The following is a 23,638-nucleotide window of genomic DNA, read 5'->3' on the forward strand; positions in this document are numbered from 1 at the left end:
TGATGCCCATGCGAATGCGTTTGGGCATGTGGATAAGCTCTTGATAAGCCTCAATTCCCTGCCATTTTTCTCTCAACTGTCCACAAAAAATAAATACAACATGTCCGAGGGACTCACCCCAGAATTTCAGATGGATGCCGGCCAGGCTTTGTGGCAGGCTTGCGTGGACGAACTGTCCCGCGAGCTGCCCGAACAGCAGTTCAACACCTGGATCAAACCCCTGACCGCACAGCTCTCGGAAGACCAGCAGCGCCTCACCCTGTTTGTGGCCAACCGCTTCAAACTCGACTGGATCCGGGCCCAATATGCCGGCCGTCTGGCTGCCTTGCTGGAGAACTTGCAAGGCCATCCGGTTCAAATAGAGTTAGCGATCACTCCGCGTGACGGCACCGTCAAACCTGTTCGTCAGTCCACGCCATCGTCGATGGAAAACGGCCCCGAGCCGATCGAGCTGCCCGAAGAACCCGCGACCAACACCTTCCGCAGCCGGCTCAACACTGCCCTGACTTTTGACAACCTGGTCGAGGGCACGGCCAACCGCATGGCGCGTGCAGCGGCCATGCACGTGTCGGGCTCGCCGGGGCATCTGTACAACCCCTTGTTCATTTACGGCGGTGTGGGTTTGGGCAAGACCCACCTGATGCACGCCATCGGCAACAAGCTGCTGGCCGACCGCCCGGAATCCAAGGTTCTCTACATCCACGCCGAACAATTTGTGTCGGATGTGGTTAAGGCTTACCAGCGCAAGACTTTTGACGAATTCAAGCAGCATTACCACTCGCTCGATCTGCTGCTGATCGACGATGTCCAGTTCTTTGCCAACAAAGACCGCACGCAAGAAGAATTCTTCAATGCCTTCGAGGCCCTGCTGGCCAAAAAGTCGCACATCGTGATGACCAGCGACACCTACCCCAAGGGCCTGGCCGACATCCATGAGCGTCTGGTGTCGCGTTTTGACTCGGGTTTGACGGTGGCCATGGAGCCGCCCGAGCTGGAGATGCGGGTGGCGATCCTGATCAACAAAGCCATCAGTGAAGGCAGCGAAATGCCCGAGGAAGTGGCGTTTTTCGTGGCCAAAAACGTGCGCTCCAACGTGCGCGAGCTCGAAGGCGCGCTGCGCAAAATCCTGGCCTATTCGCGCTTCAACCAGAAGGAAATTTCCATCCAGCTGGCCCGCGACGCCCTGCGTGACCTGCTGTCGATCCAGAACCGCCAGATCAGTGTCGAAAACATCCAGAAAACGGTGGCCGATTACTACAAGATCAAGGTCGCCGACATGTACAGCAAGAAGCGCCCGGCCAGCATTGCCCGCCCGCGCCAGATTGCCATGTACCTGGCCAAGGAAATGACCCAAAAGAGCCTGCCTGAAATTGGCGAGCTGTTTGGCGGTCGTGACCACACCACCGTGCTGCACGCCGTGCGAAAAATCAGCGCCGAGCGCCAGCAAATGACCGAGTTGAACCAGCAGCTGCACGTGCTGGAGCAAACCCTCAAGGGCTGATGACAGACCATTTTTCCCCTGTAGGAGGCCGCCCCTGCGGCCGAATGCTGGCGCCCCGGTCGTGCGGGCATTCGCGAGCGGGTGCTCGCTCCCACGAAGGCCCCAGCCGATCCCCGGCAAAAGAATGCCCAAACAGGCGTTTTGGGCAAAAAAACAGCCGAAAAACGGCGAAAATGTACCCTGTTTGCATCCACTCGCCCATTCTGGGCTGACGCCTGAAAAGAACCACCAAAGGTAGACAAATGATCGTCCTGAAGGCCACCCAAGACAAATTGCTGTCGGTCCTGCAATCCGTGTCCGGCATTGTCGAGCGCCGCCACACCCTGCCCGTGCTGGCCAACGTGCTGATCCGCAAAACCGGCCACGCCGTTCAGCTGACCACCAGCGACTTGGAAATCCAGATCCGCACCACCGCCGAGATGGACGGCGACCCAGGCGACTTCACCACCACCGTGGGCGCACGCAAACTCATCGACATCCTGCGCACCATGCCCGCTGACCAAACCGTCAGCCTCGAATCGTCGCAAGCCAAGCTGATCCTAAAGGGCGGCAAGTCCAAGTTCACCTTGCAGACCTTGCCCGCTGAAGACTTTCCGCTGGTGCAAGAAGCGGCCAGCTTCGGCCCCGTGTTCAGCGTGCCGCAAAAAACCCTCAAGCAATTGCTGGGGCAAGTCTCGTTTGCCATGGCCGTGCACGACATCCGTTACTACCTCAACGGCATTTTGTTTGTGGCCGAAGGCAACCGCCTGAGCCTTGTCGCGACCGACGGCCACCGCCTGGCCTTCACTGCCGCCACGCTTGATGTGGAAGTGCCCACCAAACAAGAAGTCATCTTGCCGCGCAAAACCGTGCTCGAGCTGCAGCGCCTGCTGTCGGACGCCGACGGCGCGATCGAGATGCAGTTCGCCAACAACCAGGCCAAGTTCAGTTTTGACGGCATGGAGTTCGTGACCAAGCTGGTCGAAGGCAAGTTCCCCGACTACAACCGCGTGATCCCCAAAGGCCACAGCAACAACCTGACCCTGGGCCGCCAAGCCCTGTTGTCTTGCTTGCAGCGCACCGCCATCCTGACCAGCGACAAGTTCAAGGGCGTGCGCCTGAATCTCGACCCCGGCAGCCTGCGCGTGGCCTCGACCAACGCCGAACAGGAAGAAGCCGTGGACGAACTCGACATCGACTACGGTGGCGACAGCATCGAGATCGGCTTCAACGTCACCTACATCATCGACGTGCTCAGCAACATGGGCCAGGACATGGTCCGCATCGATCTGGCCGACGCCAACAGCTCGGCGCTCATCACGATCCCCGAGAACGACAACTTCAAATATGTGGTGATGCCCATGCGCATTTAAGGCGAAAGCCCCCACGGCCCCTTTCTGGCCCACCTTATCGAAACCCGCGACCTCTCGCGGGTTTCGGCCATTCAAGCGACAGAGAAAATTGAACATGACCGACGAAATCAACCCCAGCGAAGACGCTTTCACCACCGCACAACCCAAGATCGACGCCAACCAGGCGGGCGCATCCGAAGGCTACGGCGAAGGCTCCATCCAGATTCTGGAAGGCCTGGAAGCGGTGCGCAAACGCCCCGGCATGTACATCGGCGACACCTCTGACGGTACGGGCCTGCACCACCTCGTGTTCGAGGTCGTCGACAACTCGATCGACGAAGCGCTGGCGGGCCATTGCGACGACATCGTCGTCACCATCCACAGCGACAACTCCATCAGCGTCACCGACAACGGCCGCGGCATCCCCACGGGCGTGAAGATGGACGACAAGCACGAGCCCAAGCGCTCTGCCGCCGAAATCGCCTTGACCGAGCTGCACGCAGGCGGCAAGTTCAACCAGAACAGTTACAAGGTCTCGGGCGGTTTGCACGGCGTGGGCGTGTCGTGCGTGAACGCTTTGAGCAAGTGGCTGCGCCTGACGGTGCGCCGCGAAGGCAAAGTGCACCAGATCGACTTTGCCAAGGGCTTTGTGCAAAACCGTTTGCTCGACACCGTCGACGGCGTCGAAGTCTCGCCCATGCGCGTCACGGGTGCCACCGACAAGCGCGGCACCGAAGTGCACTTCCTGCCCGACACCGACATCTTCACGCAGAACCACGACTTCCATTACGAGATCCTGGCCAAGCGTCTGCGCGAGTTGTCCTTCCTGAACAACGGCGTGCGCATTCGCCTCAAAGACGAGCGCAGCGGCAAGGAAGACGACTTCTCCGGTGCAGGCGGTGTGCAAGGCTTCGTGCAGTTCATCAACGCCAACAAAAAGGTGCTGCACCCTACGGCCTTCCACGCCAACGGCGAGCGCCCGGCCGACAGCTATGGCGGCATCCCCGGCACCAGCATTGGTGTGGAAGTCGCCATGCAATGGAACGACGGCTACAACGAGAGCGTGCTCTGCTTCACCAACAACATCCCGCAGCGTGACGGCGGCACCCACCTCACGGGCCTGCGTGCGGCGATGACCCGCGTCATCAGCAAGTACATCGAGAAAAACGAGATCGCCAAAAAGCAAAAGGTCGAAGTCAGCGGCGACGACATGCGCGAAGGCCTGTGCTGCGTGCTGAGCGTGAAAGTGCCCGAGCCAAAATTCAGCAGCCAGACCAAAGACAAGCTCGTGTCCAGCGAAGTGCGCGCCCCGGTGGAAGACATCGTGGCCAAGGCCCTGACCGATTATCTGGAAGAGCGCCCGAACGACGCCAAGATCATCTGCGGCAAGATTGTGGAAGCGGCCCGCGCCCGCGAAGCTGCACGCAAAGCCCGCGAAATGACGCGCCGCAAAGGCGTGCTCGACGGCATGGGCCTGCCCGGTAAACTGGCCGACTGCCAGGAAAAAGACCCGGCCCTGTGCGAAATCTACATCGTCGAGGGTGACTCCGCCGGAGGCTCGGCCAAGCAAGGCCGCGACCGCAAATTCCAGGCCATCCTGCCTCTGCGCGGCAAGATCCTGAACGTCGAAAAAGCCCGCTACGAAAAACTGCTGACCAGCAACGAAATCGTCACGCTCATCACCGCCTTGGGCACCGGCATTGGCAAGGCCAGCGCCGAATCCGGCAAGAGCGGCACCGACGACTTCAACGTCGACAAACTGCGCTACCACCGCATCATCATCATGACCGACGCCGACGTGGACGGCGCGCACATCCGCACCCTGCTGCTGACCTTCTTCTACCGCCAGATGCCCGAGCTGGTCGAGCGTGGCCACATCTACATTGCCCAGCCGCCGCTCTACAAAGTCAAAGCCGGTAAAGAAGAGCTGTACCTCAAGGACGGCCCGGCGCTGGACGGCTTCTTGCTGCGCATCGCGCTCAAAGACGCCAGCATCAGCACGGGCGGCGCTGCACCGCAAGTGCTGAGTGGCGAAACGCTGGAAGCACTGGCCCGCAAACACCAAGTGGCCGAGCACGTCATTGCACGCCTGTCCAACTTCATGGACGCCGAAGCCCTGCGGGCCATGGCTGACGGCGTGTCGCTGAACCTGGACACCATGGAGCAAGCCGCTGCATGCGCCCCCGCACTGCAAGCCAAACTGCGCGAACTCAACACCACAGGCATCCCGGCCGAAGTGAGCGCCGAGTTTGACGTGCGCACCGACAAACCCATTCTGCGCATCAGCCGTCGCCACCACGGCAACATCAAGAGCAGCATCATCACGCAAGACTTTGTGCACGGCGCGGACTACGGCGCTCTGGCCGAAGCCGCCGACACCTTCCGTGGTTTGCTCAGCGAAGGCGCCAAGGCCATTCGCGGTGAAGGTGAGCGCCAGAAAGAAGAAAAAGTCAGCGACTTCCGCCAGGCCATGCACTGGCTCATCAGCGAAGCCGAACGCACCACCAGCCGCCAGCGCTACAAAGGCCTGGGCGAGATGAACCCCGCCCAGCTGTGGGAAACCACCATGGACCCCACCGTGCGCCGCCTGCTGCGCGTGCAGATCGACGACGCCATCGAAGCCGACCGCGTGTTCACCATGCTCATGGGCGACGAGGTGGAGCCACGCCGCAATTTCATTGAGAGCAACGCGCTGCGGGCGGGGAACATTGATATTTGAGTGGGTGTTGTAGGCAAAGACACAAGCCATCGAACTCAAAACCACAAGCCATCGAACTTGTGGTCTCTCATTACTTCAAGGCATAAAAAACCAAGAAGCTAGATGTCAGTCTTTGAACGGCTGAGTGTTTTGCTGCTAACCCGCTTCAGTCATCCAGCGCCTTGAGCAAAGCATCTCGTCCATCCTGGTAGAACTCGATATCGAGCTTGGTGGCCATTTCGTCAGACAGGTCGAACAACTGGCGACGGCATGAGACTGGGAGCAGCAAGGCCTTAGCACCCTTCTCGACGGCAATCTCTGCCAGAGTGACGGCGTTGTGGACAGCCTCAATGGTGCCTCCCAGGGTCACTTCACCAACAATAACCAGGCCCCCCCGGACTGACTTCTTGAGCAAGGCACTCGACAAAGCGATGAGTGCACCGACCCCGGTCTTGGCTCCAGCCTTTGCCGCGTCAAAGCCACGCAGTTGCACAGAAAACTCATGTGACCTTGGGTCTCGGTCGCCCACCAGTTGCTGTGCACGAGCGTAGAGGTTTTGCTCTGCGCAGCGGATGGACTCTTTGAACGGCGCGGGGACTGGGTTGTTCAAAACTCTGACTCCATTGCCGGGACCTTCATTGATTTCGAGCCTGAACAAACCCGGATGTTCGTCATCTCCACCCGGGCTCAGCACCCATACCTGTCCACACTCGAGTGGCTCGTCTCCAATGCCTCCTTGACTCTGAAGTTCTGGGGTGCTGACAAACTTCTCTACGCCCTCCGTACCAATGGTATAGCTGAAGTGGGTGTTGCGGAACTCAGCTGCGCCAATGCGCTTTTGCTGCTCCTTGACTCGACGACGCACTTCAAGGGCCAGCCGCACGGCCCACTCCAGGTCTTCCTCGCTCACGGTCATGTCAGAGCCGGGGTAGAGCAGCTTGAGCAAGCCACTGACCGTCTTGTTGACCCCGTTGAGGTCTCGACCCGAGAGCGCCCCACCCCAACGGACACGGCCCTGCAATGTAGAGACACGGCTCTGACCGCGGAGCTGAGTGAAGCACTCAGAAAGGAAATCACTCACCAAGCCAAAGTGGGATGTGAAAAGACCCGGATTGAGCTTGGGTACGTCCCAACCAGGCAAGAAGCAATGAATCCGGTCCATGAACGCGGTGTCATCACGCATCTCTGGTGGCAGGGGTCCAAAAAGATGTCCAATCCGCTGCTGATGCTCAACGTCCACATCGAAGTTACCCACGAGAACAATGGAGCCATCTGCGCGAATGCTTTCCTTGCCACGAGAGAACTCACCGCTCTCCATGTAGCCCTTCATGATGTTGACGCCGTCTTTCTGGTCGAAAGAAACGCCAGACACCTCATCAAAGCAAACCACGTCGTACTGGCAAACCAAGCCACGCTGACCGCTGGCGTTGTTGACGAACATGCGCGCTACGGTTGCCTTGCCACCAGAGATAAGGTGGGCGTAGGGGGACACCTGCTGGAAAAGATGCGATTTGCCGGTGCCGCGAGGACCCAGTTCAACCAGGTTGTAATTGCGTTCAACAAATGGAACCATGCGCAACAGCAACGCATCCTTGGCGCGCTCTGGCAAGGTTTCCGGTTCAAACCCGACACTGCGCAGCAACAAATCACGCCACTCGGCAGTCGAAAACTGTTCCCGGCCTTTGGCCAAGACATCCAGCACTTCACGTTTGGACAGCTGGATGGCGCGCAAAGCATCCACGCCAAATGGACGACCACCCTTCTCCTGAGCGATGGATGCGTCGTACCCGAGAGTGATTTCGGCGTAGAAGCCACCCGTGAGCATGCGCTCATGGTCTTTGACCATTTCTGGGGTGAGCCGTACATCGGTCAGCCTGAGGCTGGGCAAGGTGGCCACGTATGAATCGGTTTTGGAATCTAAACGCGCCGTGATGATGTCGATGATTTTGACGGAGCCGGACTCACGAGCCCTGGCTTTGAAAAGCTCCTCTTCTCCAGCTTTCACAGTCCTGGAGGCCAACTGGCGCTGAACAATGTCCAGACCCTCCTGGATTTCAGCTTCATCCGTGGTGGCGCAATACCGGCCTAGCAAAAACTCAACCACATAGGTCGGCACAGGAAACTGGCGACTGAAAGTGCGCACCAGGTCCTTGCGAACCACATAGCCTTCGAAGGCAGAGGTTGCTTTAACGTCTAATTCATCGAGTTGCATATTCAGTTTCCTCCAACCGTCGTCGACTGTTTCTGCAGGACTTGACCCTCCGCAGACAGGACAACAACAACGGCTGCGACGCCCATGTTGTCATCATCAGCCACAGCCAGGCTTGCCTTACCGTTCTCGACAGCTTTCACACTCGCTGCCAAACTGGAAGCGGCCAAAGCCGGTTTGGTGCGCAAGTCAACCGACAAACCAGAAGCGGCACTTTCGACCTCTACGGAACAGCGCAGACCTTTCCAGGTTACAGCCTTGATGGTGACTTGCAGCTGAGTTGATTGAGCACCAGAGAAGTCAATATCCAAGACAGGCACCAAGCACTCCTGCAAGCTCAATCCGCCATGTGCGTAATCCGAACCGGCAATGAAGGATGACACGCCCGGGGCATAGGCCACCTGAACGTCCTTGCACCAATCCCAACCAAAGGTCAATGGCGTCCCGTGGGCAGAGTCCTTGAGAACTGCACAGCGGCCCCAGCGCGTTTCCGCCTGGTGCTTGGGCAATTCGGTCTTGGGCAAACCACCGGGTACCAGCAGCCAACCGTGGTCGGTAACGATGCGAATCCGACTCCAACCGGCGTCGCGGAGTTCTTGCACGCGTTCAACCACCGTAGCCAGCTGGGCATCCACGTCACGCGCCAAACGAACGCCGTGTTCATGGCCATAGTGGTCTAAGTCCCCGGATTCGGTCCAGCCGCATCCGCTCGGGTCGCCCGTCTCTTGCTTGTCCAGCGCTTGCACGCCGTTCTCACTGAGCAATTTGCGAAAGTGATGGCCAGAAAGAGGCTTGCCTTCTGCGGCAACGCGAGGCTCGAACTCCATGTCATCAGCTGTACCGGCAACCAAACCGGCCACCGGAGAACACCATGCTTTGCCTGAGGCTGTGACCGAAGGCATGCTGGTCCAGCGTGCTGTCAATGTAGCCGTGCCTAATCCTTGCAGTGTGGACTGCAGTCGCTGGGCGACGTCGTATCTCAACCCATCGACAAATACTGTGCAAGTGCCCTTGTCTTTCACCAACAGGTCCAGAGCAGACTCCAACGGAGGTAGGCCGCCCACTTTCTTCACTGCATCCTGAAAACGCTTGGCCGCTTCTTCCAGCCATGGTAAGTAAAGAGCACGGACCGCAGCACCGACGGCATCGGTATCCAACTTGGTGTGAACTGCTCCCATGGCTTTGGTTGCAGCATCGTCGACTCTCCAGCCACCCTGCTCATAGCTCGCAGCCAACTCATTGGGTGTATTGCCAATGGGCAATGCGGCGCTCAGCTCTGCCAAACGAGCCAAATGCTCCAAGGCTAATGCGAGGGAGGATTGCCCCATGCGTGACCACAACCAGCTACGTCGTGCACCGTGCTCTTTTTCAGCAGCAACGACGGCAGCACGCGCCTGCGCGGCATCCATCGCGGCACAAGCAGACATAGCGTACCGCAGGCTCGCTTCGCCTTGTTCGTTAGCCTGCGGGTAGCCGGCCAGTTGGTCCATGTCAGGGAAGAGCCCCATTTCAGGTGGTTGTACTGTGCGAAGCAGCGTCAACACCTCTGGGAAGCTGGTGTAGGAGTCCATGTAAAGCTCAGCCACGGCTGCCCACTTACCATCCCGACGAGCCAACTTTTCAGCTGCTACCAATGGTCCGTCGCTGACCGGGTCAAAGTTGAAATCAGTCTTGGCCAGCTTGCAGAAGACGTCCCAGCGAACACCAGCCCATTGATGTTGCGAAGTCTGAGGCGCATTCAGCCACACGAGCAAGTCGCGGGTCGGGTTGGGTGCCAATAAGCTAAGGAGCCATTCAGCGTTTATTTGTCGGCCCTTCAACTCATCAAGAGGTCTGTTGAGCAGTACACCAGCAGCTACCGCCTGGGCCAGTGCCTCCTGGGTAGCCTTGTCTTGTGCCACATCCAACCCGAGTCCGCCGTTGTTCGAGGACAGGAAAGCACTGACCGTCCAGTCCTTGGCATTAACTTGACACCAGAAAGCACCCCGGTACTGCAGCTCAGCCAGCGGCTGCAGGTCACGTGGGCAGCTCTCGATGGCCCGTAACTCGGCACGGCTCACACCAGGCAGGTATACGACTGGTACTCCGTTCAGCGGCACTTCGGACACGAGCCCAGCCAACGCACACTTCAGCCATATGGAAGGACCAGAGCGTCGCTCAACGTCGTAGCTGCCCAGTATCAGCAGGTTGGGCATCGCCTGCCGCAATAAGCCAATAGCCGGCTCCCACTGACGGTCCTTGTCGGGCCAGAGCACTGCGGCTGTCGGGGCGGCCGTGTGCGAGTTACCTTTCGCTGCGGACAAGAGGGCCTCAGCAAGCGCGTTGCTAAGCAAAGACATTGACGTAGTCCGGTTCGTAAAAGCCTTCACTGCTTAGCTCCTAGCAGACCCATTTCGAAAAGAAACCGCGATGGCGCCTTGGGCCATCCGTTGTACTTTTCTCCGTAGCTCATGGTCAGCGTTTCCAAGGTTCTTGTGATGGCAACGAAGCAGTTGCGACGCTCTTCCTGCATCTCGCGACTGTCATCGCCAGACTTCTTGCTCTGGAACGATGGCAACTGGTCCTCGGACATGCCAACGAGATAAACATGCTGGAATTCAAGCCCCTTGGAACTGTGAACGGTCAAGCAACGCACTGAGTTGGCCGGTGATTCAGGTGTCTTGTTGGCAAGCGCAAGCTCTTGCAGAAACTGGCCCAGCGAAAGCGAATAGGCGTCTTCCTCGCCTCCAATCTCCCGAATGATGCTTTGCCACACAGCGCGTTCCGACGGGTACTCGGCGTACTGCTCGTCACCGCTGTCTCGGCTTTCTCTCTCGACGGAATCGAAATAGGCCAACGCTTCTTGAATGAATCTCGCGTAGTCGCCACGGACCAAGGCAAAGACCGATTGCTGCAGCGGTCGAGGGACTGCTGCACTGTCTGTGACTAGCGCTCCAAGTGCTTCCAGTTGGTCACCATTGAGCTGTGCGGAGAAGCCCGCCAAATCTTCCTCGCTCGAGTCTTGCTCGACGCAGTCCGACAGCGCCTTCGTGACTGTTGCAGCCAATTCATCATCTGACCGCACCAACGCCAGCTTCAGAGCCGACGCTATGAATCGGAGAGGCGCGCTTTCGAACTGAGACTTCCGCCGCTGCACGTGGCTTGGAACCGAGACCTCGCCCAGGGCCTTATGAACACGCTCCAGCAGCTTGGTCGCACGGGCCAAAACCACCACATCTTCAGGGCGAGCCCCGGCTGCAAGCCTTTCCTTGATGCGTTCGGCGATACCTCGAGCCTCCTGCTGGTCATCTTCGAAGGCCAAAAGCTCGATGGGGTCCGCCCCCGAGTCAGCCTTCATGGAGAGCAGGGGCTTCTTGTCTGCAGAACGTTCACCGTTGTGAACGATAAGCGCGTTAGCCAAGGCCACCACCTTAGGCGGACATCTGTAGTTTTCCGGCAGTTGGATGGTCGTCAGGTCGTAGTGCTGCACAAGCTCTCGCACCCTGGTTGGACTGGCCCCGTTCCACTGGTAGATGACTTGGTCATCATCCCCCACGATAAAAACGTTGGCGGCCTTTTCAGGCGCCAGGGCACGCAGCAGGCGGTACTGCGCGACGTTGGTGTCCTGAAACTCGTCAACGCAAATGAAGCGATAGACCGTGCGCAGTTGCTTGCTGATGCGAGGACGCTCTCGGAGCAACTCCTCGCAAAAGTACAGGATGGCTCCATAGTCCAAGCAGTTCTGCAGCTTCAAGAGTTCCTTGTAGCGTGCGAACAGTACTTGGAGCTGCTGTCCTGCTTCTGGGTCCTTAAGCAGAGTCGGAACCTTTTCATTGGGCGTCGCGTTCCGAAGTAGGAAGTCGACGGCAGTCAATGCCCGCTCGGCAGAGACGAACTTTGTAAGTTCGTCTGCCTTCTCCGCCAGCAGCGACTTGATAAGGCCAACTCTCTCCGACTCCTCAAGAATTTCGAAGTCTGGGCTCAAGCCAAAGTGACTCCCGTGCTGCCGAAGGATATCGGTGGCGAACGAGTGAAACGTTGTCAGCAGCACTCGCTCTTTCGCGTCTGGCACCAGCTTCAGCAGCCGCTCGCGCATTTGAGCTGCCGCCTTTCTCGTGAAGGTCAAGCACAGAATTCGGAAGGCTTCATCACGACTCTGCTCGACGAGTCGCCCGACACGGGCAGTTAGGGTGGCCGTCTTACCAGACCCTGGGCCCGCCAGCACCAGTAAGGGGCCCTCGTTCCACTGCGCCGCTGCTAGCTGATTGGGGTTGAGCTTCTCAAGGTATTTCACTGGTCGCCCTTTGAAAGTTGAACAGCGGCTTTCAGGCATTCAGCGATTTCTGTTGGGACAGACTCGCTTCCTGCGACGACCATCGCCGCCACTACAGCGTGGGCTGCCGACGGCTTGCCGTTGTTGGGGAGACATTGGTAGAGCTGGCCGGGATAGGCATCGTCCGTCTTGTCTACCGTGATGTAACGTGGCCTGTTCTGCGCGCTGGCATGCTCTTCGAAGATTTCCATGAAGCCACGCCGACACAAGAACGGCTCAATTGGCTCGTTGTTCGGAAGAAGCGATACGTGTGCACCCTCGTCTCGGCCAGCAAGTGCATCCTGTGCCTTCTTAATGTTCTTGAGGCCCGCCGGGTCGCCGTCTGAGAACACATGCCACTGGATGCCAAGCGCATCGGCAGCGGCGACAAAAATAGAGAGGTCGCTTTGCGCGTAGTCAACGATACGCACTGCCGCTTGCTCCAATTCAATGCCGAGCACTCGAGCAGCGCCACTTAGGATGATTACGTCCGTTTCCCCCTCCACCAGAAGCCACGTCCTGGCAAAAAAGAGTTCTCCACGAGTCCTGCGTACGAAATAGTCGAATTTCTGCGACTGCCGCTCGTCCAGGAGTCCACGAGGTAGCGCGCCGACTTGTACTTTTCCATCCTTCTTGTACAGCCGGCGAATTGAATGGACGTCGACCTCGGAAAGCAGGTCGCCCGAATGTGTTGCGACCAACTTTTGGCCATCAATATCGTCAATGGTCTTCCACAGCGCCCTGACTGCGTTCGGATGCAAGTGAGCCTCGGGCTCTTCCAGCGCAACGATGGGCTTCGACTCCTTGACGCCTTGCTTCCTGGCCAGTTCGGACTTCAGGAATGCGTCGAAAAGCATCAGCACGGTCAAACTCTGCGTGCCCTCGCCATGTCGCCCAATAGGCAGTCGGGCACCGGTGGACGAAGCGATGCTAACCTGCGTGCGGCTCAGCATGTCGAACACCCTTGCCGGCACGGCGTCCACACTGACAACATCCTGCCCGCCCAGCGCGACCAACTCTTGAACCTTGGCCAGATGCTCACGCACCCCTTTGAAGGTGCCATGAGCCTCGATGATTTGGGCGTTGATGTCCTCTAGCTGTGTTTCGATGGCAGCTTTGGTCGCGTCGTCGATTTGGGAGTTCTTGACGAAGGGCGACCAGAACTGTGAAGTCCGCGAGAACTCTTTACCCGCGTCGCGCAAGGCCGACAGGTAGAACAGCGGGCGCAGCTGCTGCAGGCTTGTCAGTCTGCTGCGGTTCTTGGTGGGCAGAGGATTCCCAGCAGCATCGAGAAACTCAAAAACGGTCTCAATTTCTTGAGTCACTGGCGAATACTGAGCCGTGACACGCATCTGAACCCGGCTTCGGTCGTCGGGGGGCATCAAGGCAATCACGCCACCGTCGCCGCCAAGCCGCTGCTCGACCTCATCCGACCACTCACCCGCAGTCGCCTCTTCAAAGGTCAGTGTGATGACGATGGGCGGCGCGGTAGTGGGGTCCGCCGCCTTGCTGTCGAAATGCAGGTCGAACTCTTCAAACGGCGATGCTCGCCCAGCGGAGCGCAAGGTGTACAGGCAAGACCGCAGCGCATGGAGCACCGTCGTCTTGCCGCAGTTGTTCTCCCCAACCAAGACGGTCGTAGGGCCGAGCACGAGCTCGAGTGCCTTGATGCCTCGGTAGTGTTCAATCTTGAGACTGGTCAACAGCATCAGGCAGCCCCTCTGGCCCGTTGCTTCTCCGCCACTGTCAGATGGTGGTCGTTGATGCGGTCGCCCTTGAAGACCTTGAACCACGGTGCGCTCTCGACGTCCTTGCCCCGGTCCTTGTCCCAGGTGATGTTGAGCTTGGGCTTCTTGTTGTGGCGCAGGACCTCGGCGGTCATGAAGGGGCGGATGTTGAGCCGCACGCCATCGTTGAGGTCGGGGTTCCAGCCGATGGGCTGTTCGGCGAGCTTCTTCCAGCGGACGAAAATGTCGTAGGGCGGCTCGCCCTCCAGGATGAGTTCCAGCCGGCGCTTCAGGTCCTGCGCAGCGGCCAGGCGGGTGGATGCTCCATCTACGCCAGAGCGAACGCCGGCCTCCTGCTGGCGAATCCAGTCGCCCAGGTAGGTGTGGATGAGGCGCTCCAGCTTCTTGTGGTCGAGCTGGTGGTAGTTCACCAGCGCGGCAAAGCCATCCTTCAGGCCGTCCCACACGTGCCAGATGAACGGGCGGTGATGGAAGCGCTTGGCGTGCTGCTCGAAGAACTTCTCGCGCAGCCAGACGTCCAGACCCTTGCCGGCGCACTCGGCGTCGGCCAGCAGCTTGTCGAGCACGGCGGGCTTCCAGCTGCCAAGCTGCACAGTCTCCCAGGCGGCAATCAGCAGCTTGAGCAGACGGTCATGCGCGGGCGCCTCGCCGCGCACAGAGGGCAGGCAGACGATGCCGTCGTCGTCGGTGTGCTCGGCCAGTTGTTCGCAGCGGACAATCCAGGTGCGTGCCTCGTCGGCCAGTTCCATGGCGGTGTCGGTCTCGGCCGGCCAACGGTAGCCGGCCAGGCGGGCGACGGCGACTTGCAGCGGGTCAGTGGCGGGCTGCGGGTGGCCGTGGAACAGCCATTGGGTGGCGTCGTTTGAAGATTTTCCCGGAAGGCCAGCAGGGAACTGCTGCTCATAGACATTAGTCCATTCGTCAACGTCAAACGGCACTTCAAGCAAGGCGCCCCGCACCTTCAGTGCTTGGCTAACCTTTCTTACCTCGCTTGTATACCTGTCGGAGCTACAGAACGCCCAGATTGGTCCGAGGTACTTGGGCTTTGAGGGAAGCAAGACAACGCTGTTGTCATCGAAGCAATGCCCGGCATATAGGGACACGGGGAGCGCGCCCATCGCACTAACTTGAATACCTTCGCTACCCCAAGCTTCCTGTCCTCGCAGCCAGGCTCCTGTCGCTCCTTCCAACTTCTCCTTGACGTAGCTAACCAGGTCTCCGCGCCCCTGCTGCCAAAGGAGTGCCTGGGTGCAGCCCCCATACAAAGTGGTGCCATCCACCGTAGTTTGCTGAGGAATCCAGTCAATGCCGAACTTAGGCAATTCCCAATGGCAGCGACCAAAGCGCTGGTAGTCACCGGTCTGGAAGCCGTTGGTGAAGGAGGCGAAGTCACCGAGCAGAGTTGACATTTCGCGCTCATCGACGCGAATCACACTACTTGGGCTATCGAGTTGGTCCCTCTGGCGGAGCACAACCACCTCTTGTTGCGTGAGCTCCGCAGCCTTTCGGGCTACGGTATTGAAGCTCGTCACATCAAGACCCGCGAATCGATGCGCAAGACTTGGCGGCTGGCGCGTCACTACAAAGAGCATGACAGTGACGACTTCGCCAGAGATGCCTTCAAATGCGCCCGGCCCAAGCTTCGCCAGCAGGTTGAATGACACGTCTTCAAGCTGCTGACGCCGTTGGGCTTCGTATCGCGGCTGATAGAGCCAGTTCTGTGGCATGACCGGCGCTGCAACACCAGCGTCCCCCGCGAGTTCCAGGCAGCGCTCCAGGAAGACGTTGGCCAAGTCGTTCTTGGCCTCAGGGTAGTGGGTCTCGCAGTAGTCTTTCAGTGTGTCGTGCTGTTTGCCCCGCGCCAAGTAAGGCACGTTGGTCACAACCAATTGATAGCGCCCATCCAGTAGCCGGGCAGCATCCAGCAAGCCCTTCGCGGTAAGGGCCAAGTCCCAGCTGTCGTCTTGTAGCTCGCTCGCCTGCCCCCAAAGCGTCGCTGGACGCTCGGTGGCTAGTGCACGTCCCAGCAGGTCACGCAGGGTGTCAAAGCTCGACGTGGCCAGGTCGTTCTTCAGACTGCGCGCCGGGTCCAGCAGGCTGCCCAGCAGCGGCGCCTGGGCGAAGCTGGCATGCAGCAGTCGCAGTTCCTGCCGCAGGTAAGCCGCGTTCGGTGCGTCATCCGGCACGAGGGCCATCCAGTCCTCGGGCTTAGCGGCCACCTTCAGGCCGCAGCAGGCCACCTGCGGCGCGGGCATGTCGGCGCGCACGCCCAGCGGGTCGCCGTTTTCGTCCGGGAAGCGCCAGGCCGCCAGGGCCAGTGCGAACACGGCGATTTCCACGCAGCGGGCGTCCAGTTCCAGGCCGTGCAGGTTGTCGGCCAGCACGGCGTCCACCGCGTCCATCGCGCTCAGTCCCTCGGCCGCCATGCGCATCGGAACCAGCAGCAGGAAGGCCGCCACCAGGAAGTGGCCGGAACCGCAGCAGGGGTCCAGCAGCTTGAATTCGCTCAGTTCGTTCGGCCAGCCTTCGAACTTGCCGGCCGCCGGCGTGCCGTCTTCCAGCGTGCGCAGGTAGGTCAGCGGCACGGGGCAGGCCTTGCCCGGGTGCCGCGTCACCCACCAAGCCCCCAGCGAGTTGTGGAGCAGGAAGTCCACCATGTACGGCTCGGTGAAGAGCTGGGTCACGGCGGGCAGCTCGTCGGCGCCAATCTTCACTTCCGAGGCGTTGACCTCGTCCTTGCGCTTGGCCTGCCAGAACTGATAGACCCAGCCCAGGCTGTCGGAAGCCTTGAACACCTCGGGCGGCAACGCAGCCAGCAGACGCTCTAGCTCGCGCTGGTGCTCGGGCGCGAAGGCCAGCTCAAACACAGGGCTCTGCGGCTTGAACACCTGGGGCAGCATGCGGGCAGCCAGCTTCCCGGCCAGTTCCCAGTGGGTCTTGGAGCCGAGCTTCTCGCCCTCCAACATGGCCTGTTCGTGGTCGACCAGGTTCTGGCAGTCCTCCAGCGACACCGGTGCGCCCAGCTCCCACATCAGCAGCCCGTTCTCGGCCAGAAAGCGGGCGAACAGCATGCGGTGCCAGTGCTCGTAGGCCACCTCCCACACCAGATGCTGCAGGCCCTGGGTGTCGTCCTTGGCCTTCACGTCGCCCAGCGCACGGCCATGGGCGCGCAGGCGGCGGCGCAGGGCCTTGAGGTCGTCGCTCAGGTAGTCCGGGGCCTTCGCCTCGCTCACGGCTAGCTGCCGAAGCGCGGCCAGCGCGGCCTTCTCGGCCACGTCGCGGGCGGACTTGACGGTGTTCTCGAGCTGGCTGCGGAGGGGCTTGGCCAGCGGCTGGTTGTTTTGGGTTGTCATACGTGTCAATTCCAAATCGGGTCCGCTTCCCAACCCGTAGGAAAGCCCAGCTCGGCGGCTGCAATGGTGGGGTGGGCCTTGAAAAGGTCCATCAGGCGCACAGGCCATTCATCGTGAGTGTCAACCGCCCGAGAAAACAGTCGCATCACCACAGCCAGGCAGTAATAGCTTTGGGGGTCAGCGAAATGCTGAGGTGCTTGGGCGTACACCTCGGGGCGGTAGCCGAAGCGGCGGTTCCAGATGCGCCCGTGGTGGGCACAGGTATTACGCAAAATGGTCAAAGCGTGCAGCCACGACTCCAATAGGCTGACCGATAGGCCAAAAGCCTTGGCGACCGTCTTTTTCGGGTTGGGATGCGCTGGGTCTGCCTTCTGGAGGTGCTGGTAAAGCACCGACCACTTACCGAACGAGAGGCATTCGGCCATGAGCCAGCTAGGGGGCAGCAGCGGCTCTGTATATGTGCTGAAGTAATGCTGCGCAAACGTGTCTTTGGACCGTTGGGTTTCGCGCTCCACCTCTCCCAGAAAGCCCCCCAATTTGAAGGGCTCGAGTTTTCCCTTAGGGCCAGTCGCATGACCCAGAACCTGTGCGGGATGGTTAAGGTACCAAAAAGGCCCGTACTGCATCGACATGACATTGCTGATGACAGTGCGCACGGCCACTTCAATGCGTTCGAGCTGGCCCAGCGTTATGCGACGCAAGTCACGGTCCAGCTCGTAGCGAACCAAGATATCGTTAAAGGTCGCACCGGGATTGAACTGACGCCCTGCAGGGGTTTGCGTCATCAGTGGCAGGGCATAGCCCCTCAATCGGAAGTACCCGATGAAATTCAGCGCTCGCTCAGCATCTACAGCGCTAGCGATGACCAAACCTTTGGCGTGCCATCTGGCCAGCAGGTCAGCGTTGCTTAGGGCGGGTTTGTGGTACTTCACAGCAAACCCGCTCCGAAAAAGAGAAACCCGCCCTGGGAGCACTGTACAAGCGTCGAAACGCAGGCCTGAAGTGTGGCGGGTGTTGTTGCAGGGAATTTTGCCATAAAACGTTATTCGGTCAACAAATACCAGCCCATCACAGGGAGATAGGGCCTTGTTTGAGCTTGTCGCTCAACAGTGTCTCTACCTCGGTCAACCAGACTTTGAGTTCGGCTTCGTCGTTGAGAGTGCGCTTGGGCAGCGACACGCGTACGACATTGGGCTTGAGCAGTTGCACCGCCGCATGCCGTGCAGCCTCGAAGCGGCTTGGCAAGGCCTGAGTTTTGGAGACCCAGTGGTCCAAGTCGCAGTCGTCCAGTGCATCCTGCAGTTGCTCTGGCGTACCAATGACCACTTGAGCAGGTTTCGTCAGGTGGTGCTTAACCGTCAAATCCTCGCGCTGGGCGTCGCTGAGCTTCTTCCAGTCAGCATCTTCCTGCAGCTGCGACCATTGCTGCACGAAAACTTGCTCAAAACCATCCAGCTTGGCCTTCAAGGCTTGGCGCAGCAGGTCAACTGCTTCATCCAGCAGGGGTCGAACCGGGTCTGGTTCAGCCAGCAGACTGCGCTGGTTCAGAACAGCATCCGTCTCGGCCTTGAGCTTGGCGTAGGGACCTAAAGCTTTGGCATGGCGCAGCAGGTCGCCCAACTTGTTCCACGTGGGCAAGCGCTTGGCGATTTCTTCGGCGGTCTTGCTCCACGCCTGTGACAGCGCCAACACTTCATCGTTTCTATTGAACAGCTCCAGCAGCTGAGCATTACCACTTTGTGCCTCGATGGCTTCGACGACGGTCAGCTTTGGAGCCTCTGGCGCAGGGGCAATTCCTCCAGCCTTGGAGGCCTGCTCGCGCAGCCTGGACAGCAGCGCTGGCATCTTGTTTAACTCTTCCTTAGGCTGGCAAGGTACACCCACCGCGTCGAAGAGCTTGCGAATCTTGATGAGCTGAATCGGCGTGATGTTGATGCTTTCACGCCGGAAACTCGTTTGCGTGAGCTTGGCGCGGTCCAGGCTTTTGGCATCGACCGGCTTGGATGCTGCGTCGGTCGCGTTAATGTGCCCTGCCGCCAGCAGTGCGTAGAGTGCGCCATCAATGGCGTCACGCGGCCAGCCATAAGGCGGGGCATCAAAGTTTTCACGAATCTCCGAGCCTTTTTTGCCCGGGCCGATGTAGCCCAGCAGCTTCTGACAGACCGGATGTTTGTCAGCTTCCTGGGTGTGGCCAACAGCTTTTAGAGCCTCCAGGTTGCCCTTGCGTGCCTCTTCAAGCACTTTGCCCCATTGCTCATGGTCAGCCGCGTCAAACTGGCTGTAGAGACGGATGGCTGAAGATTTGGCCGCACGGTTGATGCGGTCGGCCAAGTCATTTCCATCGCTGGCTTCTTGCCCACCCGCCTGGAAAACGCGCACACCCGACATCAGCTTGTCGATTAAATCGGCCAGCTCTTTTTCTGCGTTGCGCTGTCGACTCTCCATGGAGCGCTGGGCATCCCGACCTTCTTCTGTGGCTGGCGTTCCCTTTTTCTGCAAGGTGGTTCGAGCAGCTTCGAGCGCCACGATGGCATTGGTGAGCTCTGTCTTGTTTTGCGCAGGCAGGTAGGCAAACAGTGTCGGGTTGTCCGCGCTCTTGCCTTTGGATTCGGCAATGACAGACTTCTCATCGTTTTGCCATCCATCCTGAATCCAGATGAACAGGTTTTTGTCGTTGTCTTTCGGAAGGCTGTCGTCGTAGCTGGGCGTGAGCGTGCGCACTTCTGGGCTCTTGCCCTGCGTCACTCTGACTTTCTTCAAGACTTCGCCAAAACGGGCCTTGAGTAACTCAGAACGCTTTTGCTCAACCCGCTGGGGCGCGGCCTTGAGTTCAGCCTCCTGAGCACGGAATTCGTCGTACCAGGCACTGGACTCGCGGGTCTGGAGACGGTATTCGGTACCCGAGCCACCTGCCATGGCCATGACCAGGCGGTCGTTGTTCTGCAGCTCATCGAGCAGTGCAGGCAAAGACTTGCGCAGTTCAGATGAACCTGCCGACAGGTCGGTGACCAACAGGTCAGCCAGTGACTCTTCAGTGGCCTTCAGACCAATGTCCAGCGCGGCATCGGCTGGCAATTTGTTGATGAGATAAATGAGCTTGAGCAGCTTTGCCTTGAGCTGGGCTTTCTCGTCTCCAGCCGCAAAGCGTTGCACGTTCTCAAAAACCTCTTTGGGCAGTTGCGCAGTAGAGACGAGGTTGGCGGCAATTTGGTCATACAGGAAGTCGCCAGAGACCACATGACCCAGCGGCACGTCTGCCGTAGCCAAAACTGCCTCGTGAACCACCCGAAGCTGGCTTCGCAACTGAGACACCGTACCGGTAGTGTCAATCGTGCGCAAAACACGTTCCCAGAAGCGACGACGGACCGGCAGTAGCGGGTAGTCGGACGTCATGACGCTTTCGTCTTCCGTCACATGCTCAAGCTTGGTGCCCCGCAGATGGCGAGAGATTTCACCCAGGTTGCCACGCCAGACTTTTTCAATGTCAGGTTGGACCGAAGGCTTCTTGGCCAAGATGATTTGACGGGTGACGTTTTCGACGTCCCAGTCACCCAGCATGACCTGAACCGGAAAACGTCCCATCAGGCGCTGCAGATTAGGCATGCCCGAGAGCGCAGACTGTCCGGTGCCCACAAACAGGAGCCGGCCATTGAAGTGTTTGCTCAGTGTCTCTGTCACTTCCTGAACCTGGAAGGCCTTTTCGGCATCAGCGCCAATGAACTGCTGCACCTCGTCCAGCACCACCAGGGTCAGCGGGAATTTGCCATCCTCCGCCAAGGCGGCCTCGATAGCTGTTGTCATTTGGTCGCTGGTGACATCGGTCACCTGAGGAAACTGCTCTTTGAGAAGCTTGCGGGCATCGGCTTCGGTATGCGCCAGGTCTGGGCGGGCTTTAAGAATCGCCTTGGCCAGGTACCCGGAAACGTACATGTGCGGCAACTCTTGCGCGAGCGTGCGGCCGTTGGCCTTGAGCTCAGACTCGACCTTGTCCAGAATCTCCTCACGCTTTAGCCAGAGCACCAGCTGGGCCTGGTTGTATTGCTCTGGCAGCCCTTTGGACTTGAACACGATGCCCAGCAGCGCCAGCCGCACCTTGTCACCAGCGCCAGAACCCAGCTTGCCGGCTGCGGCGTGCAGACCTCCATGGCGCTTGGACTTGTTGGTCAGCTCTTTGAGGGACTCAAAAACACCCGTTGGCACTTTGGCGATGCTGCGTGCAGTTGCGCCATCGGCAAACTGGTAGTCCGTCCAGAGGGTGCGCAGCATTTTGGCCAAGTGTGACTTGCCGCTACCGTAGAAGCCCGAAATCCAGACACCCGGCTGTTCGGTTTGTGAATCCAGGTTGAGAAGGAACTTCTCAAGGATGGTCTCCAAGCCCTTTTCGTACTGACCGTCGCAGACGAAGGTCTCGAGCTCGTAACGCAGGATGGCCTGCGCGGCCTCGGAGTGGTCCTCGGAAACTTCGGCCACGCCGTTATTCACGAGGCGGTTTTCTTTCGGGGGCTTGTTGTAGATGTCCCTGTTGAGCATGGTGGTCATTGCCTTTGCTTCGATGTTTTTTATCAATCCTGCGCCATGAGAGGCACGGCCAAATAATTCCATCCGTCCCTGGCATCCAACAGACGGTAGGTGTGGTTCTCGGGGTGATGCTCGCCCGGGAAGAACACCAGCAGACGACCCTCTACGGCGTCTTTGATGCCCTCCACCAGGGATGAGACACGGCCCAGTCCGAACAGAGCACCCACGCCGAGCAAAGCGACCACGGTGTCCGGACCAGCAACGCCCTCGATTTCAGCCTTCAGCTTGGCGGTGAGGTCTGCAACGAATTCGGTCAGTTCACCGCTTTGGTAGCCAGCCAAGTCTTCGGGCGATTCGAAATAGGCATCCCGATACTCCTGCGCTGCCATCCATTGCGGGAAGGCATTCGTGACATCCAGCAGCAGCCATTTCTTGCCTGCCTGCTGAGTGACCAACGCGAACTCATCGACATTCGCTCGCAGACGCAATTCATCAGTTTTGTCATAAACCGCAAAAATGACACGCTGAATCGCAGCGAGTCCGCCTTGCCATGGCACGGTCAGGTGTTGCCTGTAAGCGGCAACCAGCTTGGCCACCTTAGATGACATGCAAGAGCTCCTCTCGTACTTTTTCTTCTTCGGGCGTCAGGTATCCCGGAAAACGGACCTCTTTGACCCCACCTGCATTCATGAAAACCAGCAAGCCGCGGTGAGATGCCGAGCTTGCCATGGCCTCTAGCTCACCAGATGAGCCACTGAACAAATTCATCCAGTCCGAAGTGAACAAACGCTGGCCGGTTCGGCCTTCCAGGTAGCCTAGAAACAGCAGCATTGCCACAGACTCTGGATAGGGCTGCAGGTACTGACGCACTTTAATGGCGCGACCTTGCAACAAACCTGCAGCGGTCCATGTGCCCGCGATGTTTTGCGCCAAAGACTTCAATGAAGCAGCACTGAAACGTTCAGCATGTGCAGTACCGAGATTGGTCTCGACGTGCTCTCGCTGAACCTTGGCTCCTACTGGCAAAGACAGAAAGATGTTCTGCGTGCCCCTGAGCAAAGGGTCTCGCGCAAAAGCAACTGCGAGCGCCAAGACCGGCTGCGCCGCTTCATTGACAGGCCACAACCGTAACAGGGCCCGAAAAATCGGGTTGTCTGGATTCAAGCCGTAGAGGGCGACCAAGTATTTGAGGGTGAGCTCTCGCGTTTTGCGGGTGGCCTTGCCAAGCACGTTGTCATCAACGACAGCTCTGGCGTAATCCTCACGCGATGCGCCTGGTGGGGTGTGCGCGAGAAGCAAACGCAGGTCATCGAGCATCATGGTTCTTGATGCATGAGGCCCCCCGATACCAAACCGGAAACCCAGCTTCGCCAGCAATTCTTGCTGAAGTTCAGTCACGCAGATTTCCCCAGCAGGTTGGTGTTGGGCAGCGTTTCTTTCGGCACACCTTCCAAGGGGTAGCCTTGGGCGCGGCAATAAGCCACCACCATGACCTCCACCATGTTGGCCAGACTGCGCATTTCACGCTCAGCCGCCAGCTGAAGCGCCGCCTTGATATGCGGCTCCACTCTGACACTGACGACTTGAGACTTAACGACGGACATGGGTTCGCTCCTGCAAGCACAACGCTAGCAAAACGCTAGCTTAACGCAACATACTGCACTGCGCCAGTCTATTGTTACAGAAATTATTTTCCGGATTTGGGAGCTCATGCGCTTGCATCCATTCGAAATATCGAAGTCTTTTCGAGGTATTTTTGAATAATCATCCTAATGCTTGATTATTTTCAGAAAATACAGCTATACATATTGGCAAACCGATTTTCTGTTTGCCGCTCAACTGGTCGGGGCTTTTACTAACGACAGCGGTTGGGGGAGAGCCCGGGACTGTGGGAAAGTCTTGAGAACCCGGGGAAGGTGGCGAAGTTAGCGCCTTCAGACGAACGGCTGACGGGCGGCACCTTTTCTCTACGACTCAGCGGGGAGACAG

General features: G+C 58.9%; 13 protein-coding genes. 3 read left to right on the top strand and 10 right to left on the bottom strand.

All coding sequences use genetic code 11. The features are described from left to right. Positions 1–100: 100 nt before the first annotated feature. The 3 genes from dnaA (at position 101) to gyrB (ending at position 5,551) form a co-directional block, all read left to right on the top strand. Positions 101–1,501: a chromosomal replication initiator protein DnaA gene (dnaA, locus tag ACZ5RT_RS00005; protein ID WP_464453138.1), complete on the top strand. Its 1,401-nt coding sequence runs from the start codon at positions 101–103 to the stop codon at positions 1,499–1,501. A 242-nt stretch (positions 1,502–1,743) separates the two neighbouring features. After that, positions 1,744–2,853 carry a DNA polymerase III subunit beta gene (gene dnaN / locus ACZ5RT_RS00010; RefSeq protein ID WP_100118079.1) on the top strand — a complete coding sequence of 370 codons (1,110 nt, stop codon included), beginning with the start codon at positions 1,744–1,746 and terminating at the stop codon, positions 2,851–2,853. A gap of 94 nt (positions 2,854–2,947) precedes the next feature. Beyond that, on the top strand, positions 2,948–5,551 hold the full coding sequence (gyrB, locus tag ACZ5RT_RS00015) for a DNA topoisomerase (ATP-hydrolyzing) subunit B (RefSeq protein ID WP_464453139.1): 2,604 nt from the start codon (positions 2,948–2,950) through the stop codon (positions 5,549–5,551). 145 nt (positions 5,552–5,696) lie between these two features. On the opposite strand, the gene brxL is transcribed toward gyrB, so the two are convergent. From brxL to ACZ5RT_RS00065, 10 genes are all read right to left on the bottom strand, one after another. Continuing rightward, positions 5,697–7,742 (bottom strand): protease Lon-related BREX system protein BrxL, encoded by a 2,046-nt coding sequence (gene brxL, locus ACZ5RT_RS00020; protein ID WP_464453140.1) that lies wholly within the window; start codon positions 7,740–7,742, stop codon positions 5,697–5,699. 2 nt (positions 7,743–7,744) lie between these two features. Continuing rightward, the gene (pglZ, locus tag ACZ5RT_RS00025) at positions 7,745–10,078 is read right to left on the bottom strand and encodes a BREX-1 system phosphatase PglZ type B (RefSeq protein ID WP_464453141.1); all 2,334 of its coding nucleotides are present in this window, start codon (positions 10,076–10,078) and stop codon (positions 7,745–7,747) included. Positions 10,079–10,104: 26 nt separating this feature from the next. Further along, positions 10,105–12,051, bottom strand: coding sequence for an ATP-dependent helicase (locus ACZ5RT_RS00030; protein ID WP_464453142.1), 1,947 nt, complete (start codon positions 12,049–12,051; stop codon positions 10,105–10,107). Continuing rightward, a complete protein-coding gene (locus ACZ5RT_RS00035; RefSeq protein ID WP_464453143.1) occupies positions 12,009–13,739 on the bottom strand; it encodes an ATP-dependent nuclease in 1,731 nt (576 codons plus the stop codon). Before ACZ5RT_RS00035 ends, ACZ5RT_RS00030 begins: the two co-directional genes overlap by 43 nt. Next, positions 13,739–17,131, bottom strand: coding sequence for an Eco57I restriction-modification methylase domain-containing protein (locus ACZ5RT_RS00040; protein ID WP_464453144.1), 3,393 nt, complete (start codon positions 17,129–17,131; stop codon positions 13,739–13,741). The genes ACZ5RT_RS00035 and ACZ5RT_RS00040 overlap by 1 nt, the downstream gene beginning before the upstream one ends. 5 nt (positions 17,132–17,136) lie before the next feature. Then, positions 17,137–18,063 (bottom strand): Abi family protein, encoded by a 927-nt coding sequence (locus tag ACZ5RT_RS00045; RefSeq protein WP_464453145.1) that lies wholly within the window; start codon positions 18,061–18,063, stop codon positions 17,137–17,139. Between the two features lie 136 nt (positions 18,064–18,199). Beyond that, complete coding sequence (gene brxC, locus ACZ5RT_RS00050; RefSeq protein WP_464453146.1) at positions 18,200–21,670, bottom strand: BREX system P-loop protein BrxC; 3,471 nt, start codon at positions 21,668–21,670, stop codon at positions 18,200–18,202. A gap of 23 nt (positions 21,671–21,693) precedes the next feature. After that, positions 21,694–22,245, bottom strand: a complete 552-nt coding sequence (locus ACZ5RT_RS00055; protein WP_464453147.1) for a DUF1788 domain-containing protein — start codon at positions 22,243–22,245, stop codon at positions 21,694–21,696. Position 22,246: 1 nt separating this feature from the next. After that, positions 22,247–23,047: a hypothetical protein gene (locus tag ACZ5RT_RS00060; protein WP_464453148.1), complete on the bottom strand. Its 801-nt coding sequence runs from the start codon at positions 23,045–23,047 to the stop codon at positions 22,247–22,249. Continuing rightward, positions 23,044–23,253, bottom strand: coding sequence for a hypothetical protein (locus ACZ5RT_RS00065; RefSeq protein WP_464453149.1), 210 nt, complete (start codon positions 23,251–23,253; stop codon positions 23,044–23,046). The genes ACZ5RT_RS00060 and ACZ5RT_RS00065 overlap by 4 nt, the downstream gene beginning before the upstream one ends. Positions 23,254–23,638 lie beyond the last annotated feature (385 nt).

It is taken from the genome of Limnohabitans sp. TEGF003 (assembly GCF_055395455.1).

Coding starts and splice junctions, on each gene's coding strand:
- dnaN (WP_100118079.1), top strand. CDS start 1,744: ATGATCGTCCTGAAGGCCACCCAAGACAAATTGCTGTCGGTCCTGCAA.
- brxC (WP_464453146.1), bottom strand. CDS start 21,670: ATGACCACCATGCTCAACAGGGACATCTACAACAAGCCCCCGAAAGAA.
- dnaA (WP_464453138.1), top strand. CDS start 101: ATGTCCGAGGGACTCACCCCAGAATTTCAGATGGATGCCGGCCAGGCT.
- ACZ5RT_RS00030 (WP_464453142.1), bottom strand. CDS start 12,051: ATGCCTGAAAGCCGCTGTTCAACTTTCAAAGGGCGACCAGTGAAATAC.
- ACZ5RT_RS00065 (WP_464453149.1), bottom strand. CDS start 23,253: ATGTCCGTCGTTAAGTCTCAAGTCGTCAGTGTCAGAGTGGAGCCGCAT.
- pglZ (WP_464453141.1), bottom strand. CDS start 10,078: ATGTCTTTGCTTAGCAACGCGCTTGCTGAGGCCCTCTTGTCCGCAGCG.
- ACZ5RT_RS00035 (WP_464453143.1), bottom strand. CDS start 13,739: ATGCTGTTGACCAGTCTCAAGATTGAACACTACCGAGGCATCAAGGCA.
- gyrB (WP_464453139.1), top strand. CDS start 2,948: ATGACCGACGAAATCAACCCCAGCGAAGACGCTTTCACCACCGCACAA.
- ACZ5RT_RS00040 (WP_464453144.1), bottom strand. CDS start 17,131: ATGACAACCCAAAACAACCAGCCGCTGGCCAAGCCCCTCCGCAGCCAG.
- brxL (WP_464453140.1), bottom strand. CDS start 7,742: ATGCAACTCGATGAATTAGACGTTAAAGCAACCTCTGCCTTCGAAGGC.